Origin of the sequence: Pseudomonas sp. UBA6323, assembly GCF_002439135.1 — a bacterium.
In the GTDB taxonomy this organism is placed as follows: domain Bacteria; phylum Pseudomonadota; class Gammaproteobacteria; order Pseudomonadales; family Pseudomonadaceae; genus Aquipseudomonas.
Genome location: NZ_DJSX01000034.1, coordinates 142,707 through 161,120, shown reverse-complemented (window position 1 = coordinate 161,120; position 18,414 = coordinate 142,707). Strand labels below are relative to the sequence as shown.

Sequence of the window (18,414 nt, the reverse complement as noted above, 5' to 3'; positions counted from 1 at the left end):
CGGCCTATGCGCACCGTAGGGAAGGTAAGACGATGGTTCAGGTGAGAGCGCATCAGCCGATCAACGATGACGGCAGCATCAACCTTGAGGCCTGGCTGGATCATGTCACTCGCGTCGATCCGGCGCTGGATCGTCAGGCCCTGCACGAGGCCTGCGAATTTGCCCGCGATCTGGAGCAGCAGGCCAACACCACCGAGCATCACTGGAGCGAGGGCGCGTCGACATTCCGCGCCGGCCTCGACATCGCGGAAATTCTCGCCGATCTCAAGCTCGATCAGGATTCGCTGGTTGCGGCGATCATTTATCGCGGCGTACGCGAGGGCAAGATCACCCTGGCCGCGGTGCACCAGCGTTTCGGCCCGGTGGTGGCCAAGCTGATCGAAGGCGTGCTGCGTATGGCGGCGATTAGCGCCAGTATCAACCCGCGTGAATCGGTGGTGGTCGGCTCGCAGACGCAGGTGGAGAACCTGCGCAAGATGCTCGTGGCCATGGTCGACGACGTGCGTGTGGCGCTGATCAAGCTGGCCGAGCGCACCTGCGCCATCCGCGCGGTCAAGGAAGCCGACGAGGAGAAGCGCCAGCGCGTGGCGCGCGAGGTGTTCGACATCTATGCGCCGCTGGCCCACCGCCTCGGCATCGGCCATATCAAGTGGGAGCTGGAGGACTTGTCCTTCCGCTACCTGGAGCCGGAGCAGTACAAGCAGATCGCCAAGCTGCTGCACGAGCGCCGCCTGGACCGCGAGCAGTACATCAACGACGCCATGGACCATCTGCGCCAGGAGCTGGAAGCCACCGGCATCAAGGCCGACATCAGCGGCCGGGCGAAACACATCTATTCGATCTGGCGCAAGATGCAGCGCAAGGGCCTGCAGTTCAGCCAGATTTACGACGTACGCGCGGTGCGTGTGCTGGTGCCGGAGGTGCGCGACTGCTACACCACCCTGGGTATCGTGCATACCCTGTGGCGGCACATCCCCAAGGAGTTCGACGACTACATCGCCAACCCCAAGGAGAACGGCTACCGCTCGCTGCACACCGCCGTGCTCGGCCCGGAAGGCAAGGTGCTGGAAGTGCAGATCCGCACCCACGCCATGCACGAAGAGGCCGAGCTGGGGGTCTGTGCGCACTGGCGCTACAAGGGCACCGACGTCAAATCCGGCTCCAACCACTACGAAGAAAAGATTTCCTGGCTGCGTCAGGTCATCGAGTGGCACGAGGAATTGGGCGATATCGGCGGCCTGGCCGAGCAGCTGCGCGTCGATATCGAGCCGGACCGGGTCTACGTCTTCACGCCCGACGGCCACGCCATCGACCTGCCCAAAGGCGCGACGCCGCTGGATTTCGCCTACCGCGTGCACACCGAGATCGGTCACAACTGCCGTGGCGCCAAGATCAACGGGCGCATCGTACCGCTGACCTACAGCCTGCAGACCGGCGAGCAGGTGGAGATCATCACCAGCAAGCAGGGCTCGCCAAGCCGCGACTGGCTCAACCCCAACCTGGGCTACGTCACCACCAGCCGCGCGCGGGCCAAGATCGTCCACTGGTTCAAGCTGCAGGATCGCGACCAGAACGTCGCCGCCGGCAAACATCTGCTCGAGCGCGAGCTGGCGCGCATGGCCCTGGTCGGTGCTGACTTCGACAAGCTGGCCGAGAAAGCCAACCTGAAAACTGCGGAGGACCTGTTCGCGGCCCTGGGCGCTGGCGACGTGCGTCTGGCCCATGCGGTCAACCTGGCGCAGCAACTGGTCGAGCCGGAGCGCGGCAACGAGCAGCTCGAGTTGATCCCACGCAAGGCGCAGGGCTTCAAGCCGGGCAAGCGCGGCGATATCCAGATCCAGGGCGTCGGCAACCTGCTGACGCAGATGGCTGGCTGCTGCCAGCCGCTGCCGGGCGACCCCATCGTCGGTTACATCACCCTCGGCCGCGGTGTCACCATTCACCGTCAGGATTGCCCCACGGCACTGCAGCAGACCGCGCGCGAGCCGGAACGGATGATCCAGGTGAGCTGGGGGCCGGTGCCGGTGCAGACCTACCCGGTGGAGATCGTCATCAAGGCCTACGACCGTTCCGGCCTGCTGCGTGACGTCACCCAGGTGCTGCTCAACGAGAAGCTCAACGTGCTGGCGGTCAATACGCGTTCTGACAAGGAGGACAACACCGCCTCCATGTCGATCACCGTGGAAATCCCCGGGCTCGATGCGCTCGGCCGTCTGCTGGCGCGTATCGGCCAGTTGCCCAATATCATCGAGGCGCGTCGCCACCGCGTCAGTTGAACGGCAAGCAATCGTAGCCCGGATGCAATCCGGGGCATGTGACGAAGCATTCCCGGATTGCATCCGGGCTACGTCTCCAAGGAGTTCCATGTACCAACTCGATGACCTGCTGCACCTGATGGCACGCCTGCGCGATCCGCAATACGGCTGCCCGTGGGACCTCAAGCAGAGCTACGCGAGCATCGTGCCCTACACCCTGGAGGAGGCTTACGAAGTCGCCGATGCCATCGAACGCGGCGATTTCGATCACCTGCCCGGCGAGCTGGGTGACCTGCTGTTCCAGGTGGTCTACTACAGCCAGCTGGCCCGCGAGGAGGGGCGCTTCGACTTCGCCAAGGTGGTCGACGGCATCACCGCCAAGCTGATCCGCCGCCACCCGCATGTGTTCCCCGACGGTGATCTGTACGGCGCGCCGGATGCGGCGAAGCTGGAGGAGGCCGCGGTCAAGCAGCGCTGGGAAGAACTCAAGGCGCAGGAGCGCGCAGAAAAGGCCGCGGTCCCTGAGCAACTGTCCCTGCTAGACGATGTACCCAGCGCACTGCCGGCGCTTTCGCGCGCCGCCAAGTTGCAGAAGCGTGCGGCGCAGGTCGGCTTCGACTGGCCCGACGCCTTGCCGGTGATGGACAAGGTGCGCGAAGAGCTGGACGAAGTACTCGAAGCCATGAGCGAGAACGATACCGAGGCGGTAGCCGAGGAGATTGGCGATCTGCTGTTCGTGGTGACCAACCTGGCGCGGCACCTGAAAGTCGACCCGGAGGCCGCGCTGCGCGCAGCCAATGGCAAGTTCGAGCGACGCTTTCGCTTTATCGAGCAAAGCGTGCGTGAAGCCGGACGCAGCCTGGATGGTTGCTCGCTGGAGGAACTGGACGCCCTCTGGGGCGAGGCCAAGAAGCGGGAGAAGATGTAGCCCGGATGAAATCCGGGAATGGCTGGCTAGTCGCTCCCGGATTTCATCCGGGCTACGAGGGCCGCATCGTGCGCCGATTCGGCTGGAGCCGCTGCGCCTTAGCCCTTATGCTGGGCGCCTTGGACTGGCAGCGCGAATCTGCGCGGCTGCCGCAACAACATCATGTTCGGGATCTTTAGTCATGGGTCTTTCCCTGCGCGACCAGCTGCTCAAAGCCGGCCTGGTCAACGAAAAACAGGCCAAGCAGGTTGGCAAACAGCAGCAGAAGCAGAAGCGTCTGGCGCACAAGGGCCAGGCCGAACTGGACGACAGCGCGCGCCAGGCGGCGCTGCAGGCCCAGGCCGAGAAGGCTGCACGCGACCAGGAACTGAACCGCCAGCAGCAGGAAAAGGCCGAGCAGAAAGCCCGTACGGCGCAGATCAAGCAACTGATCGAGCGTTCGCGCCTGCCCAAGCTCGATGGCGAGGACTACTACAACTTCGTCGACGACAAGAAGGTCAAGCGCCTGCCGGTCAACACCATGGTGCGCAACAAACTGTCCAACGGCTGGCTGGCCATCGTTCGCCATGGTGGCGGTTATGAAATTATTCCGCGCGAGGCGGCGTTGAAGATCCAGGAACGCGATGCCTCCCGCATCGTCCTGCTCAATACCCATGTCGAAGAGCCGGATGCCGACGATCCTTACGCGGCCTATCAGATCCCTGACGACCTGATGTGGTAACGCAGCGTTACCGAGCGCTGCGCAGCATGCACCGCAACTGATCGTGGTGCGTCGCGCTCAGCAGCGCTTGCTGCCCAATAGCACCCGGCCGAAGCTGGCGCCGGCGTCCTGTGGGGTGATCGCCAGCAGGCGATCCATGCGCAGGCGCTGTTGCCCATCGCTCGTATGCACCAAAAGGAACTCCTCCTTGCTCGCCGTGGTTTCCGTGGACAGGGCCTGGCCCTGCAGGTGAGAGCCGTCGACCAGTTCGATATCCAGCTGATAGCGGTGCATGCAGGCGATTTCGAGATAGTCGTAGAGATCGCAGGCCAGGGGTTGGTAGTCGTCCATCGAGTTATCCTCCGAGATCGTTAGAGCCTAGCCGACTGTTTTTCGGATAGACAAAAAAGCCGCAACCCGGTACCGGTGTTGCGGCGCTTTCTTTTCGGCGTGGAGCTTACATCAGCGGGATGGTGTAGCTGACGATCAGGCGGTTTTCGTCCAGGTCGCCAATGCTCGCATTGGAGCGCACCATCGCGTTACGCCAGCGCACACCCAGGTTCTTCAGTGGGCCTTGCTGGATGATGTAGCTGATGTCGACGTCGCGCTCCCATTCCTTGCCACTCGCGCCGCCTACGCCGTCGAAGCCGTCGCCGGTGACGTAGCGTACGAAGGCCGTCAGGCCTGGGATGCCATAGCTGGCGAAGTTGACGTCATAGCGTGCCTGCCAGGATTTCTCGTCTTTGCGGGTGAAGTCGAGAATCTGCAGGTAGTTGACGATGTAGGGATCGGTTTCGGCCAGGAAGGGGAAGGCATTGTCGCCACCGACCTTCTGATAGCCCACGCGGAAGGTGTGCGCGCCAATGCCAGCCCAGAGGTTGACCGAGGTGAGATCGTTATCGAGATTGCCGCCGAGTTTGCGACCGTTGTCCTGGGAGTCGAAATAAGCCAGGTTGGCGCCCAGTTTCCAGTCGCCGATCGGCTGTACATGGATCAGGTTGTACAGTTTCTGGTCGTAGATGTCTTCCAGCTCGCCGTACCACAGGCCGACCGTGGTGTTGCCGCCGTTGAACTTGTAGTCGCCGCCGGCGAAATTGTAGCGATCGCTCTCGCCGCCGACGTTGGTGGCGGTGATGTCCTGGCTGTTGGTGGAGTTGCGGAAATTCACTTCGCGCAGCTGGCCGCCGTTGAGGGTCAGGCCGTCGATTTCCTGCGAGGTGATCATGCCGCCGTTGAATATCTGCGGCAGCAGGCGCGAGTCGCCTGAGGAGACGACCGGCAGCTTGGGCATCAAGCCGCCGACTTTGCCCACGGTCTTGGACAGGCGCACCTTGACCGCGCCGGTGGCTTCGGAGTACTCGTCAGGCCCTTCGTTGCCGAAACCATTGGGCAGCAGGTTGGTACCGGCGCGCTCGTCCGAGGAGTCGAGTTTCAACCCCAGGCCGGCATAGGCATCCAGACCAAAACCCACGGTGCCTTCGGTAAAGCCGGACTCGGCCTTGAAAATGAAGCCCTGCGCCCATTCCTCGCGCTTGGACTGGGCGACGCCCGGGTCGCGCAGATCGCGATTCATATAGAAGTTGCGCAGTTCCAGAGTGGCTTTGCTGTCGCCAATGAAATCAGCCTGTGCCAGGGTTGGCAGGGTCAGGCTGGCGCCCAGCGTGGCGAGGGCCACGGCGCGGGCGAGGGGAGTCTTGCTCATTATTGTTGTCTCCTCGTTGTTATTAGCAGGCTGGCCACAATGTGACCGGCCAGTTACGGCGCGATGAAATAAAGCATCTGGATTGCGAGTCGACTGTAAGACTTTAGTCTGGCGCGTTTGCAAGCGAAGCCGTGGCCTGGCAGACCTACGCTCTAGGACGTGGCTTTGGGGGTTATCGGCTGGTGGCCATCGATCGGAAAAATAAGCGCTCGCGGCCAATGAGACTGAGAAAAAACGGCAGCCGTTGGTCGATAAAGGTTAAAGCTAGTCTTCTTTCGGCCGTTAAGTTCGGCAGATAACCTATTCGGGTACCTAGCCATGAATCTTCTGAGCTCACTCAATTCCGCCGCGTCCCGCGCTGCGCAATCCGGCCAGTCCATGGCGGCGCGCAACAATGCTGCCGACGCCCAGGCCACCCTGGCCAACCGCCTTGCCGAGAAGCTGGGCGTGCCGCCGGGTTCGCTCTCCGGATCACGTGATGACTACACCCCGGAGAAAGTAGCCGGGCGGATCATCGACTTCATCGAGCAGCGCCTGCAGAGCGAGGCGGCCGCTGGCGCTGATCCGGCCAAGCTGGACAAGCTGCTGTCCCAGGCGCGCGACGGTGTGGAGAAGGGCTTCGCCGAGGCGCGCAAGATCATCGATGGCATGGGCGCGCTCAAGGGCCAGGTGGCCAGCGATATCGACGATACCTACAAGCGCATTCAGGACGGCCTTGGCGATCTCGACAAGCGCTTCGGCAGTGCGGCTTCTTCCGCTTCCGACAAGGTTGCCCTGGCGGGTTACAGCGAGCGCTTCAGCGCAGTGGCCGAGACGTTCGACCTGTCCGTCACCACACGCGATGGCGATCGTCTGCGCATTTCCGTGGCGCAGGCTTCGGCCAATTGGTCGCAGAGCAGCTTCGCTGCCGCCAGCGATGGCAATTCCACGACGGTCTCCGGTAGCAGCCAGTCCGGAAGCATGCGCATCGGCGGCTGGCAAGTGGAAGTCGAGGGCGAGCTGGATGATGACGAGGTCAAGGCGCTGGAGAAACTCTTCAGTCAGGTGCAGGACCTCTCCGACAAGTTCTATGCGGGTGATCTGGCTGGCGCCTTCGACCGCGCCATGGCGCTGGATATCGACAGCGAGCAATTGGCGTCGATGTCCCTGCGTCTGACCCAGACCAGCGTGCGTCAGGCCACCGATGCCTACGGTGCGGTGGCCGGGCAGGGCGCCAGCGCGGTCAATGGTGGGCTGCAGGAATATGCCCAGGGGCTGCTCGATGCGCTGCGCAGTGCCGACGGCCTGAGCAAGGATGCCGGTGGCCTGCTCAAGGATCTGCTCAAGGGCGGCTTCTCGCTCGATGATCGCTTCGACCAGGCGCGTCTGGACAAGGCCGACAGCCTCAACCGCAGCCTGCTGGACGGCTTGCAATCGCTGCTCGCCGATCAGGCCGGCAAGGATGTCGACGCGAGCTGATCCAGGCCGGTGCTAAACTGCGCACCTTGCTGACAGTGAGGTGCGCTTATGACACCGGAATGCCAACTTTTCGGAACCCTGGGATGTCACCTCTGCGAGGTGGCCGAGGCGTTGTTGATGCCCTTCGTCGAGAATGGCCTGCTGGTCGAGTTGATCGACATTGCCGAGCACGAAGGGATGGTCGAGCAGTACGGTTTGCGTATTCCGGTACTGCGCCGTTGCGATACCGGCAGCGAGCTGAACTGGCCATTCGATGCCGAGCAGGTGGTGGTCTTTCTGAGCTGAAAGGCCGATGCCGACAAATCGCAGGCAATAAAAAACCCGCCGGTTAAGGCGGGTTTTTGATTTGGTCGGAGAGACAGGATTCGAACCTGCGACCTTCTCGTCCCGAACGAGACGCGCTACCAAGCTGCGCTACACTCCGAATGAGGCGTATTCTACCGAAAAACTTTTATTGCACAAGGGGTTAGCCTGAAAAAATCTGTAGGCCAATCATCCCTTTTTGCAACCGGGGCGAGCCCCGGTGTCTGTCAGCAGTGCCTCAGGTCCGGGCTCAGAGATCCTTGACGGTCTGCACCTGATCCTTGTTGATCGTGGCGCGCTTGCCGTCGAGTTGCTCGAATTCGTAGAAGCCGGAGTCTTCATCGAACTTCGGCTTGTCCACGGTCTGGATCTCACGCCCGTCGTTCAGCGTGATCACCGACGGCGTGGAACAGCCGGCCAGTGCAGCGAGGCCGATAGTCATCAGCAGGGCGGGGATGATCCGTTTGGTCATGGTCTGTCTCCTTGCATTCAAATAAGTGCCATACCCTCGCTCTGACGTAAAACTGTCGTATGAGTTCCGCTTAGGGCGTTGCGCTTCAATTGGGGGCTGCGTTTTCCGCGAGCGTTTCCGGTGTGTTCAGGTTGGCTAGCCGGAGGTCGTCCAGGGCGCAGTAGATCGCCACGGGCGACAGCCTGCCGAACCAGCGTTGCGGGCTGCGTTCGCCTGCGTGCCAGGCTTGTTCCAGGTCATCCTTAAATCGTGTCGGCAGCAGGCAGAAAAGTGGTTGCCAATAGCTGCCCTGGCGAATCACCACCGGCCGGCTGCCGGCGTGGGCGAGAAGCGATTCGATCAGTGCGCGGTCCACCAGCGGCGCATCGCAGGGCAGCACCAGCATCTGCTCGTGGCGCGCCGCGGCCATGCCGGCGCGAATGCCGGCTAGCGGCCCTTGAAAGTCCTGGTGCGCATCGGCGACCAGTTGGTCGGCATAGGCTGCGTAGCGCTCGGTGTTGCGATTGCAGGAAATGATCAAGTCGTCGCTCAACGGCCTGGTCAGGTCGTGCAGCCAGGCTATCAGCGGCTGGCCTCGCCATTCGATCAGCCCCTTGTCGCGTCCGCCCATGCGCTGGCCGCGGCCGCCGGAAAGCAGTAGCACCGAGCAGGCGGGAAGGGTGGTGGATGCGGGCATGCGACAGTCTCCGAAGTCAGGCTGTGTGATATAACAGCGCCCATTCTCTCTCAATTGGAAGCCTGCCATGAACCACAAGGCCGATGCGGTTTTCGTGCCGCTGAACATTGCCGTGCTGACCGTCAGCGACACGCGCACGCTGGAGACCGATACCTCGGGGCAACTGTTGGTCGATCGACTGACCGCTGCCGGGCACCAACTGGCGGCGCGCGTCCTGCTCAAGGACGATCTGTACAAGATTCGCGCCCAGGTCGCGACCTGGATTGCCGAGGATCAGGTGCAGGTCGTGGTGATCACCGGCGGTACCGGCTTCACCGGGCGCGACAGCACGCCGGAGGCGGTCGCCTGCCTGCTGGACAAGCAGGTCGATGGTTTTGGCGAGCTGTTCCGGCAGATCTCCGTGGCCGACATCGGCACTTCCACCGTCCAGTCGCGCGCGCTGGCCGGCCTGGCCAACGGCACGCTGGTGTGCTGCCTGCCTGGTTCGACCAATGCCTGCCGCACGGCCTGGGACGGGATTCTCGCTGAACAGCTGGATGCACGGCATCGCCCCTGTAATTTCGTGCCGCATCTGAAACCGGTGGGCGCCTGCGAGTCGCGCGGATGAGTTGTTGCGATCATCCCGGCTTGCTGCCCATGGAGGCGGCGCTGGAGCGTCTGCTGGCATTGGCCAATGCTGCGCCCATCGAACAGACCGAGCAGGTTGCGCTGGCCGATGCCGATGGCCGGGTGCTGGCCGAGCCGCTGATCGCCGCGCTGGATTTGCCGCCCTGGGCCAACAGCGCCATGGACGGTTATGCCCTGCGGTTGGCCGATTGGAACGGCCAGCCGTTGCCGGTCAGTCAGCGTATCCTGGCCGGTACTGCGCCCATGCCACTGCAGCCGGGAACCTGCGCGCGCATTTTCACTGGCGCGCCGCTGCCAGAAGGCGCCGACACCGTGGAAATGCAGGAGAACGTCGAGGTCGATGAGGCGGGGTGCGTGGATTTCCGCGAGCGGCTGAAAGTCGGGCAGAACGTTCGCGCCCAGGGTCAGGAAACCCGCACGGGGGAATGCGTGCTGCCCACGGGTACGCGTTTGGGGCCCATCGAGCTGGGGCTGGCCGCGTCTCTGGGGGCTGCGCAGCTCTTGGTGCGTCGGCGCCTGCGTGTTGCGGTGCTGTCCACTGGCGACGAGTTGGTCGAGCCGGGGCAGACACTTGGCCCGGGCCAGATCTATAACAGCAACCGGCGCCTGCTGATCGCCTGGCTGCAGCGTCTGGGCTGCGCGGTGGTGGATGCGGGGATATTGCCCGACGATCTGCAGCTCACCCGCGAGGCGCTGGGCGCCTTGGGCGAGGTGGATCTGATTCTTTCCACGGGTGGTGTTTCGGTGGGTGAGGCGGATTACCTTGGCCTGGCGCTGCGCGAGGCGGGCGAGCTGGCGTTGTGGAAGCTGGCGATCAAGCCGGGCAAGCCGCTGACCTTCGGTCATTACCAGGGCGTTCCGGTGATAGGTCTGCCGGGCAATCCGGCTTCGACGCTGGTCACCTTCGGTTTGCTGGCGCGTCCGTATATGTTGCGTCGCCTCGGCGCGCAGCGAGTGGAGCCGCTGGGTTTCGCCATGCCGGCAGGGTTCACCTGGGGCAAGCCGGGCATGCGTCGTGAGTACCTGCGCGCGCGCCTGGAGAATGGCCGCGTAGTGCCGTACGCCAACCAGAGTTCGGGTGTTTTGCGAAGCGCCGCGTGGGCCGAAGGGCTGGCAGAAGTAATGGAAGGTAGCACGCTGGCCGAAGGGGATATGCTGCGCTTCATCCCCTTGAGCGAGATTCTCGGCTAGCGCCCTGAAGCGCCCGGTTGTGCGAATGGTCGGGCGCTTTAGATGGCGCGGTGAAACCACTGGGTCACATTTCCGTCGATAGAATTTGCAAATGGGCTTTATAGAGGGCATAGTCGCGCACTTATAAATTCAATCGACACGGTCGTGCCCATGCTAAAACGCTTCGCACCCCTCGTGCCTCTTGCACTTACAGTCTTTCTCGCTGCCTGCGCCGGCCACTCGCCGCAACCGCAGGTCAGCGAAGCCACGGTCGAGCCCGTTGTTCGTCCGCTGTCTCAGCAGGCCGAGCCTGCCGATGATGACATCAACGCGCTGATCGACGACGAACCCTATGAAATGCCGCAGCTGGCCGACAGCCTGCTCGATCTCGGGCGTTCGCTGATCGGTACGCGCTATCGCTACGGCGGCACCTCGGTACAGTCCGGTTTCGATTGCAGCGGTTTCGTCGGTTACCTGTTCCGTGAGGAAGTCGGCCTGGAGCTACCACGCTCCACTCGCGAGCTGATCAATCTCGACGCGCCCAAGGTGGCGCGCGCCGATCTGGAGCCTGGCGACCTGATCCTGTTCAATGACCGCGGTCGTGGTCGTGTCAGCCACGCCGGCATCTACCTGGGTGATGACCAGTTCATCCATTCCAGCAGCAGCCGCAGCGGTGGCGTGCGCATCGACAGCCTCGATGACAGCTACTGGAACCGCAGCTACCTGCAGGCCAAGCGCGTCCTTGCGCTGGCTCCGGTGGAAGAGCAAGTCGCGGCCAAGCGCCACAATTGATGTGTCACGGCGTAACTCCAGGGTTGCGCCGTTTGCCTGCAAGCGGCAGAGTAGAGCGCATTCAGGCCCTGGATCGCCTCGCTTATGCCTTTCACGACCCGTGTCGTCCTCGTTTCTCTCGCACTGCTGCTGACTGCCTGTAGCAGCCGCGCTCCCGCCCCCCAGCCCATCTACCATCCGCCGGTTTCTTCGTCCTCCTATCAGGGTGGCGCGCAGGACGTGTTGTTCCGTGCGCTGGGACTGGTGGGTACGCCGTATCGCTATGGTGGCAACACGCCGGAAGGTGGTTTCGACTGCAGCGGCCTGATCGGCTATGTTTACCGCGATGCTGCCGGTATCAGCCTGCCACGCTCGACCCGCGAGTTGAGCGCGATGCGTACTCCTGACGTTCGCCGTGATGCGCTGCAGAGTGGTGACTTGGTGTTCTTCGCCACCAACGGCGGGCGCGCCGTGAGCCATGCCGGCATCTATGTCGGCGAAGGGCGCTTCGTGCATGCGCCATCCAGTGGCGGCACCGTGCGCCTGGACAGCCTCGACAACGTCTACTGGCAGCGCGTCTATCTCGATGCCAAGCGTGTGATCACGCCCGAGCTTGCGCGCAACCCCTGATTCGCCATGGCCGAGCCCATCCGCCTGCCGCCCCAGCCCGAGGTCTGCGAGCTTTGCGCGCGGCCTGTGGCACTCACTCGTCACCATCTGATTCCCAAGGCGCTGCACGACAAGGCCTACGTGCAGAAGCGCTTTGCCCGTCATGAGCGCATTACCGCCACGCTCTGGGTCTGCCGGGCCTGCCACAACCAGATTCACCGGCTGTTCAGTGAAAAGGAGCTGGCCCTGACCTACAACAGTCGCGAGGCACTGCTGGCGGACGAGCGCCTGCGGACCTTCGTCGAGTGGCTGGCGAGCAAGCCGCCGGGGTTCACACCCAGGCATTAGTGCGGCGGCGTTGACGGGCAGGGCTGCCAGCCTCTACCCTGCGCGCCTTGCTTCAGGTGCCCCAAGTCGTCATGAATGACCACGCCAGGGTGAAACAGGGAAGCCGGTTCCAATGCCGGCGCTGCCCCCGCAACGGTAGGTGAGTCAAACGCCGCTTAAGGCCACTGTGCATCGCACGGGAAGGCGCAGCGTCGAACCTTCGGGTTCGCTCACAAGCCCGGAGACCGGCCTGTCGCAGTTTCACGGCATCGCGGAGGGCGCTGCCCGGCCAACGCTCCGGTTCCACCGGGGCGTTCGTGTTGCCTGTCTTCCGCTCGCCTGACCAGCCATTGGTGCCTGGATGAGGACGCGCAGCGCATCGCGATCTCTTCATTGCCGTTCGCACTGCTCATGCAGGCAACGAGGGCGCCTGACTTTGCAGGAGCACAGCATGAGTGAGTCCGCCGAACGCGACGTCCGCCACAAGGCGCGTATGCAGCGCAAGAAAGCTCTTATCGACGAAAAGATCGCCCAGGCCCAGGATGAATACGGCTTGCTGCTGGTGCACAGCGGCAATGGCAAGGGCAAGAGCAGCAGCGCCTTCGGCATGGTCGCGCGTGCCCTCGGTCATGGCCTCAAGGTGGGCGTGGTGCAGTTCATCAAGGGCGCGGCCAGCACCGGTGAGGAAGCCTTCTTCCGCCGCTTTCCCGAGGAAGTCAGCTACCACGTGATGGGCGAGGGCTTCACCTGGGAAACCCAGGATCGCCAGCGTGATATCGCCAAGGCGCAGGAAGCCTGGGCCGTGGCTCAGCGCCTGCTCTGCGACGAATCCGTTGGCCTGGTGGTGCTGGATGAGCTGAACATCGCCCTCAAGCATGGCTACCTCGAGCTGGAGGTGGTCCTGGCCGATATCGAGGCCCGGCCGCTGCTGCAGCATGTGGTGGTGACCGGCCGGGGTGCCTTGCCGGGAATGATCGAGGCGGCCGACACGGTTACCGAGATGAGCCTGGTCAAGCACGCGTTCAAGTCCGGGTTGAAGGCGCAGAAGGGCATCGAATTCTGATGAATGCACGTCACTGCCCGGCGCTGCTGATCGCCGCCCCGGCGTCCGGCCAGGGCAAGACCACCGTCACCGCCGCGCTGGCGCGCCTGCATACGCGCCAGGGCCGGCGGGTGCGTGTCTTCAAATGTGGGCCGGACTTTCTCGACCCGATGATCCATGCCCGTGCCAGTGGTGCGCCGGTGTACCAGCTCGACCTCGCCATGGTCGGCGAGGTCGAGAGCCGGCGGCTGTTGTGGCAGGCGGCTGGCGAGGCTGATCTGATCCTTATCGAAGGGGTCATGGGCCTGTTCGACGGCAAGCCTTCGGCGGCCGACCTAGCCCGCCATTTCGGCGTGCCGGTACTGGGGGTGATCGACGGTGCGGCCATGGCGCAGACCTTTGGCGCACTGGCCCATGGCCTGGCTACCTTCCAGCCTGATCTGCCCTTTGCCGGCGTACTCGGCAATCGCGTCGCCAGTACCCGCCACGGTGATATCCTGCGTGATGCCCTGCCATCGAGCATCCGCTGGTTCGGCGCCTTGCCGCGCAGCGCAGCAGTGGAGTTGCCCAGTCGGCATCTGGGCCTGGTGCAGGCGGCCGAATTGGCGGATCTGGATGCGCGCCTGGATGCTGCGGCCGATGCGCTGGCCGCTACCGCCGACGTCGACCTACCGCCGGCAGTGAGTTTTGCCGCGCCGGTGATTGAGCAGCCACCTGAGCGGCTGGCTGGAGTTCGTATCGGCGTGGCACGTGATGCTGCGTTCGCCTTCCTTTATCAGGCCAACCTCGATCTGCTGCAGGCACTGGGCGCTGAGCTGCGTTACTTTTCGCCGCTGGCCGATAGCGAACTGCCCGAGGTGGATAGCCTTTATCTGCCTGGTGGTTACCCCGAGTTGTACCTGTCCGAACTGGAAGCGAATCAGGCCATGGCCGCGGCCATTCGCGCCCATCACCAGGCCGGCAAACCGCTGCTCGCCGAATGTGGTGGCATGCTTTATCTGCTCGACGAGTTGCGCGACAAGCAGGGGGCCAGCGGGCGCATGCTTGGTCTGCTGGTGGGCAGCGCCGCGTTGCAACCACGCCTGACGGCGCTGGCCCTGCAGGAAGTGACGCTCCCGGAAGGCGAACTGCGCGGTCACACTTACCATCACTCGCGGCTGGAAAGCCCGCTCGAGCCGCTGGCACAGGGTCGCTGCCCGAACGGCAAGCCGGTGGCCGAAGCGGTGTATCGCCTGGGGCGGCTCACTGCCAGCTACATTCACTTCTATCTGCCGTCCAACCCGGAGGCGGCCGCCGCGCTGTTGCGTCCATGAGCGAGCACGCCTTCAGCCCCGAAGAGCGCGCGGCGGTGTACCGCGCCATCGCCGAGCGTCGCGACATGCGTCACTTCGCTGGAGGCGAGGTGCCGCCCGAAGTGCTGGCGCGCCTGCTCGAAGCGGCGCACCACGCGCCGAGCGTCGGCCTGATGCAGCCCTGGCGTTTCCTGCGTATCAGTGACCGGCAACTGCGTGAGGCCGCCCACGGGTTGGTGGAGGCTGAGCGGGTGCGCACCGCCGAGGCCCTGGGCGAGCGTAGCGACGAGTTCATGCGGCTGAAGGTCGAGGGCGTTCGTGACTGCGCCGAGCTGCTGGCCGTGGCGCTGATGGAGGGGCGCGAAGCGCATGTCTTCGGGCGACGCACACTGCCGGAAATGGATATGGCCTCGGTCGCCTGCGCCATTCAGAATCTGTGGTTGGCTGCGCGCGCCGAAGGACTTGGGCTCGGCTGGGTATCGTTGTTCGACCCCGAGGCGCTGGCCGAGCTGCTGGGTATGCCGGCTGGCAGCAAGCCGGTGGCGCTGCTGTGCCTGGGGCCGGTAGATGCCTTTTATGAGAAACCGATGCTGGTTGAAGAGGGCTGGGCCACGCCTCGACCGCTGAGCGAGTTGCTATTCGAGAATCGATGGGGAGTGCAGGGTGACTGAACGATGAGCCTGGCGCTGATCACCTGTGCCGGCGTGGCGCTGGATGCCGTGCTGGGCGAGCCGTGTCGCGCGCACCCGCTGGTGGCCTTTGGGCGCCTGGCCGATCGCCTGGAGCAACGCTTCAATCCCGCCGGCGGCGGCTGGCGCAGCCACGGTGTTACTGCCTGGTGCCTGGCGGTGCTGCCGCTGACCCTGATCACCTGGCTGCTGGTGCAGATCAGTGGTCTGGGCTGGGCCGTGGAGATCTTCGCCCTGTATTTCGCCCTTGGCCTGCGCAGCCTTTACGAGCATGCGCAACCGGTGGCCCGCGCACTGCGCCTGGGCGATCTGCAGTTGGCACGCGAGCGGGTCGGCTGGATGGTCAGCCGCAACACCGCCGAGCTGGACGCCACCGGCGTGGCCCGCGCCGGTACCGAGTCGGTGCTGGAGAACGGCTCCGATGCGGTCTTCGCCGCCTTGTTCTGGTTCATTGTCGCCGGTGCGCCTGGTGTCGTGCTGTATCGCCTGAGCAATACCCTGGACGCCATGTGGGGCTATCGCAACGAGCGCTTCGAGCGCTTCGGCTGGGCGGCCGCGAAGATAGATGACGTACTCAATTACATCCCGGCGCGCCTGGTGGCGCTGACCTATGCGCTGCTCGGGCATACCTGGCTGGCGCTGCGCTGCTGGCGCCGGCAGGCGCCGTTGTGGGACAGTCCCAATGCTGGCCCGGTGATGGCCGCTGGTGCCGGCAGCCTGGGAGTGAGTCTGGGTGGTGCCGCCGAATACCACGGCGAGCTGCATGAACGCCCGCAGCTGGGCGAGGGCCCGGCGCCGCGCGCGCGGGATATCGAGCGGGCGATGAACCGGGTCGTTGCCGGCGTTGGCCTGTGGTTGCTGTGCCTGATGATCTGGGAGGTGCTGGGTGCTTGAACACGGAGGTCGACTGCGCGCCGCGGCGCAGCGCTACGGCATTCCCCTGGAAGACTGGCTGGACCTGTCCACCGGTGTGGCGCCCTACGGTTGGGAGCTGCCGCCGGTTCCGGCGGCCGCCTGGGCGCGGTTGCCCGAGATCAACGATGGCCTGGAGGCGGCCGCGCGCGATTACTACGGCGCCGCCAGCCTGTTGCCGGTGGCCGGCTCGCAGGCGGCGATCCAGGCGCTGCCACGTCTGCGCGGGCACAGTAGCGTGGGCATCCTCACGCCGACCTATGCCGAGCATGCAGCGGCCTGGCGCCGCGAAGGTCATCGCATCACCAAGCTCAGCGAGGGTTCGGTGCATCGAGCCCTGCCGCAGCTCGACGTGTTGCTGGTAGTCAATCCCAACAATCCGACTGGCCGCCTGATCGAGCCGGCGCGCCTGCTCGACTGGCACGATGAGCTGGCCGAGCGCGGCGGCTGGCTGGTGGTCGACGAAGCGTTCATGGACTGCACGCCGGAGCACAGTCTGGCTGCCTACAGCGATATGCCGGGGCTGATTGTGCTGCGCTCGTTCGGCAAATTCTTCGGCCTGGCCGGCCTGCGTCTGGGCTTCGTCCTGGCCGCCCAGGCACTGCTGGATGAGCTGGAGGTGCTGCTCGGGCCTTGGGCCGTCAGCGGTCCGGCGCGTAGCGTGGCGTTGAGTCTGCTGGCCGACCTTGATGGGCAGCACCGCCAGCGCGAGCGCCTGCTGGCCGACGGCGAGCGCCTGGCGGCACTGCTGCGTGATTGCGGCATGCCGGTCACCGGTAGCTCGGCGCTGTTCCAGTTCTGCTGCACCCGCCGTGCGGTGCCCTGCATGGAGCTGCTGGCGCGGCGCGGCATTCTGATCAGGCTGTTCGCCGAGCTGGACAGCCTGCGCTTCGGCCTGCCGGCAGACGAGGCCGGCTGGCTGCGGCTGGAGCAGGGCTTGCTGGAGTGCGCGCCGGTCCTCGCCAGTCTTGAGGAAACCTCCTAATGCCGACGTTGATGGTGCAGGGCACCACCTCCGATGCCGGCAAGAGCACCCTGGTAACGGCGCTGTGTCGCTGGGCGCGCCGCCAGGGCGTGTCCGTGGTGCCATTCAAGCCGCAGAACATGGCGCTCAATTCGGCGGTGACCGAAGATGGCGGCGAGATCGGCCGTGCCCAGGCGGTGCAGGCGCAGGCGGCTGGTCTGGCGCCGCACACCGATATGAACCCGGTGCTGCTCAAGCCCAACAGTGACATGGGCGCCCAGGTGATCATCCATGGCCGCGCCATCGGCAATATGCAGGCACTGACCTATCACGGCTATAAACCGGTGGCGATGGCGGCGGTGCTGGAGTCCCACGCTCGTCTGCTGGAGAGCCATCAACTGGTACTGGTCGAAGGCGCCGGCTCGCCGGCCGAGATCAACCTGCGCGCCGGCGACATCGCCAATATGGGCTTCGCCGAGGTGGTGGACTGTCCGGTAATCCTGATCGCCGATATCGACAAGGGTGGCGTGTTCGCCCACCTGGTCGGCACCCTGGAGTTGCTCAGCCCCAGCGAACAGTCGCGGATCAGGGGCTTCGTGATCAATCGTTTTCGCGGTGACATTGCTCTGCTCAAGCCGGGGCTGGACTGGCTGGAGCAGCGCACCGGCAAGCCGGTGCTCGGCGTGTTGCCGTACCTGATGGATTTTCACCTGGAGGCCGAGGACGCCGTCGATACCCGTCAGCAAATCAAGGAAGAACAGGCGTTGCGCGTGGTGGTGCCGGTGCTGCCGCGTATCAGCAACCATACCGATTTCGACCCGCTGCGCCTGCATCCGCAGGTGCAGCTGACCTACGTCGGACCGGGTCAGGCCATCCCACCTGCGGATTTGATCATCCTGCCCGGCTCCAAGAGCGTGCGCGCTGATCTCGCGCGTCTGCGCGAGCAGGGCTGGGATACGGCTATCGCCCGCCATCTGCGTTACGACGGCAAGGTCCTGGGCATCTGCGGCGGCCTGCAGATGCTGGGGCGGCAGATTCATGACCCGCATGGTCTGGAAGGCGCCGCTGGCAGCAGCGACGGCCTGGGCCTGCTGGATTTCGAGACGGTGCTGGAGCCGGAAAAGCAACTACGCAACGTGCACGGCCAGCTCTGCCTGGAACAAGCGGATGTCAGCGGCTACGAGATTCATGCCGGCGTCAGTCGCGGGCCGGGTCTCAATGGCGCCGTGCGGCTCGCCGACGGCCGCAGCGACGGCGGCTTCAGCGCCGATGGCCAGGTGCTCGGCACCTACCTGCATGGCCTTTTCGAACAGCCGCCAGCGTTCGCTGCGCTGCTGCGTTGGGCTGGCTTGAAAGAGGTGCAGCACGTGGATTATCAGGCCTTGCGCGAACGCGATATCGAGCGCCTGGCCGATCAGGTGGAGTTGCACCTGGATAGCGAAAAGCTCAGAGCGCTGTGCGGTCTGTAGGAGCGAGCTCTGCTCGCGAAGCGGTTCGCGAGCAGAGCTCGCTCTTAC

General features: G+C 64.4%; 20 protein-coding genes, 1 tRNA gene and 1 riboswitch. Of the genes, 16 read left to right on the top strand and 5 right to left on the bottom strand.

The features are described from left to right. Positions 1–32 precede the first annotated feature (32 nt). The 3 genes from relA to B3P22_RS07460 all read left to right on the top strand — a co-directional run bounded on the left by relA (position 33) and on the right by B3P22_RS07460 (position 3,904). A complete protein-coding gene (gene relA / locus B3P22_RS07470; protein WP_296270542.1) occupies positions 33–2,276 on the top strand; it encodes a GTP diphosphokinase in 2,244 nt (747 codons plus the stop codon). Positions 2,277–2,364: 88 nt separating this feature from the next. Further along, positions 2,365–3,183, top strand: coding sequence for a nucleoside triphosphate pyrophosphohydrolase (mazG, locus tag B3P22_RS07465; RefSeq protein WP_296270541.1), 819 nt, complete (start codon positions 2,365–2,367; stop codon positions 3,181–3,183). A gap of 181 nt (positions 3,184–3,364) precedes the next feature. Beyond that, positions 3,365–3,904, top strand: a complete 540-nt coding sequence (locus B3P22_RS07460; protein WP_296270540.1) for a DUF2058 domain-containing protein — start codon at positions 3,365–3,367, stop codon at positions 3,902–3,904. Between the two features lie 57 nt (positions 3,905–3,961). On the opposite strand, the gene B3P22_RS07455 is transcribed toward B3P22_RS07460, so the two are convergent. Together B3P22_RS07455 and B3P22_RS07450 are read right to left on the bottom strand one after the other, a co-directional pair. After that, positions 3,962–4,234, bottom strand: coding sequence for a Rho-binding antiterminator (locus B3P22_RS07455; RefSeq protein WP_296270539.1), 273 nt, complete (start codon positions 4,232–4,234; stop codon positions 3,962–3,964). A 106-nt stretch (positions 4,235–4,340) separates the two neighbouring features. After that, positions 4,341–5,585, bottom strand: coding sequence for an OprD family porin (locus B3P22_RS07450; RefSeq protein WP_296270538.1), 1,245 nt, complete (start codon positions 5,583–5,585; stop codon positions 4,341–4,343). A 318-nt stretch (positions 5,586–5,903) separates the two neighbouring features. Here B3P22_RS07450 and B3P22_RS07445 point away from each other — a divergent pair, with 318 nt between their 5' ends. Next, the gene (locus tag B3P22_RS07445; protein ID WP_275546186.1) at positions 5,904–7,043 is read left to right on the top strand and encodes a DUF5610 domain-containing protein; all 1,140 of its coding nucleotides are present in this window, start codon (positions 5,904–5,906) and stop codon (positions 7,041–7,043) included. Between the two features lie 48 nt (positions 7,044–7,091). Further along, a complete protein-coding gene (locus tag B3P22_RS07440; protein ID WP_197856692.1) occupies positions 7,092–7,328 on the top strand; it encodes a glutaredoxin family protein in 237 nt (78 codons plus the stop codon). Positions 7,329–7,390: 62 nt separating this feature from the next. On the opposite strand, the gene B3P22_RS07435 is transcribed toward B3P22_RS07440, so the two are convergent. The 3 genes from B3P22_RS07435 to mobA all read right to left on the bottom strand — a co-directional run bounded on the left by B3P22_RS07435 (position 7,391) and on the right by mobA (position 8,494). Further along, positions 7,391–7,467, bottom strand: a tRNA-Pro gene (locus B3P22_RS07435). Between the two features lie 129 nt (positions 7,468–7,596). Further along, a complete protein-coding gene (locus tag B3P22_RS07430; RefSeq protein ID WP_197856673.1) occupies positions 7,597–7,818 on the bottom strand; it encodes a YgdI/YgdR family lipoprotein in 222 nt (73 codons plus the stop codon). Between the two features lie 85 nt (positions 7,819–7,903). Next, the gene (gene mobA / locus B3P22_RS07425) at positions 7,904–8,494 is read right to left on the bottom strand and encodes a molybdenum cofactor guanylyltransferase MobA (protein ID WP_296270537.1); all 591 of its coding nucleotides are present in this window, start codon (positions 8,492–8,494) and stop codon (positions 7,904–7,906) included. A 67-nt stretch (positions 8,495–8,561) separates the two neighbouring features. Here mobA and moaB point away from each other — a divergent pair, with 67 nt between their 5' ends. The 11 genes from moaB (at position 8,562) to B3P22_RS07370 (ending at position 18,366) form a co-directional block, all read left to right on the top strand. Next, positions 8,562–9,101: a molybdenum cofactor biosynthesis protein B gene (gene moaB / locus B3P22_RS07420; RefSeq protein ID WP_197856671.1), complete on the top strand. Its 540-nt coding sequence runs from the start codon at positions 8,562–8,564 to the stop codon at positions 9,099–9,101. After that, positions 9,098–10,312 carry a gephyrin-like molybdotransferase Glp gene (glp, locus tag B3P22_RS07415; protein ID WP_296270536.1) on the top strand — a complete coding sequence of 405 codons (1,215 nt, stop codon included), beginning with the start codon at positions 9,098–9,100 and terminating at the stop codon, positions 10,310–10,312. The genes moaB and glp overlap by 4 nt, the downstream gene beginning before the upstream one ends. A 150-nt stretch (positions 10,313–10,462) precedes the next feature. After that, complete coding sequence (locus B3P22_RS07410; RefSeq protein WP_296270535.1) at positions 10,463–11,083, top strand: C40 family peptidase; 621 nt, start codon at positions 10,463–10,465, stop codon at positions 11,081–11,083. Between the two features lie 84 nt (positions 11,084–11,167). Next, a complete protein-coding gene (locus B3P22_RS07405; RefSeq protein ID WP_197856668.1) occupies positions 11,168–11,692 on the top strand; it encodes a C40 family peptidase in 525 nt (174 codons plus the stop codon). 6 nt (positions 11,693–11,698) lie between these two features. Continuing rightward, positions 11,699–12,019 carry a hypothetical protein gene (locus tag B3P22_RS07400; RefSeq protein ID WP_275546181.1) on the top strand — a complete coding sequence of 107 codons (321 nt, stop codon included), beginning with the start codon at positions 11,699–11,701 and terminating at the stop codon, positions 12,017–12,019. A gap of 37 nt (positions 12,020–12,056) precedes the next feature. After that, a riboswitch (cobalamin riboswitch) is annotated at positions 12,057–12,266 on the top strand. 183 nt (positions 12,267–12,449) lie between these two features. Next, positions 12,450–13,061 (top strand): cob(I)yrinic acid a,c-diamide adenosyltransferase, encoded by a 612-nt coding sequence (cobO, locus tag B3P22_RS07395; protein ID WP_296270534.1) that lies wholly within the window; start codon positions 12,450–12,452, stop codon positions 13,059–13,061. Further along, on the top strand, positions 13,061–14,353 hold the full coding sequence (locus B3P22_RS07390; protein WP_296270533.1) for a cobyrinate a,c-diamide synthase: 1,293 nt from the start codon (positions 13,061–13,063) through the stop codon (positions 14,351–14,353). Before cobO ends, B3P22_RS07390 begins: the two co-directional genes overlap by 1 nt. Next, the gene (gene bluB / locus B3P22_RS07385; RefSeq protein ID WP_197856664.1) at positions 14,350–15,003 is read left to right on the top strand and encodes a 5,6-dimethylbenzimidazole synthase; all 654 of its coding nucleotides are present in this window, start codon (positions 14,350–14,352) and stop codon (positions 15,001–15,003) included. The genes B3P22_RS07390 and bluB overlap by 4 nt, the downstream gene beginning before the upstream one ends. Before the next feature lie 3 nt (positions 15,004–15,006). Further along, entirely contained in the window at positions 15,007–15,915 is a 909-nt protein-coding gene (cbiB, locus tag B3P22_RS07380) for an adenosylcobinamide-phosphate synthase CbiB (RefSeq protein ID WP_296270532.1), read from the top strand. Next, the gene (gene cobD, locus B3P22_RS07375) at positions 15,908–16,918 is read left to right on the top strand and encodes a threonine-phosphate decarboxylase CobD (RefSeq protein ID WP_296270531.1); all 1,011 of its coding nucleotides are present in this window, start codon (positions 15,908–15,910) and stop codon (positions 16,916–16,918) included. The genes cbiB and cobD overlap by 8 nt, the downstream gene beginning before the upstream one ends. Continuing rightward, a complete protein-coding gene (locus B3P22_RS07370; protein ID WP_296270530.1) occupies positions 16,918–18,366 on the top strand; it encodes a cobyric acid synthase in 1,449 nt (482 codons plus the stop codon). Before cobD ends, B3P22_RS07370 begins: the two co-directional genes overlap by 1 nt. The last annotated feature ends 48 nt before the right edge of the window (positions 18,367–18,414 follow it).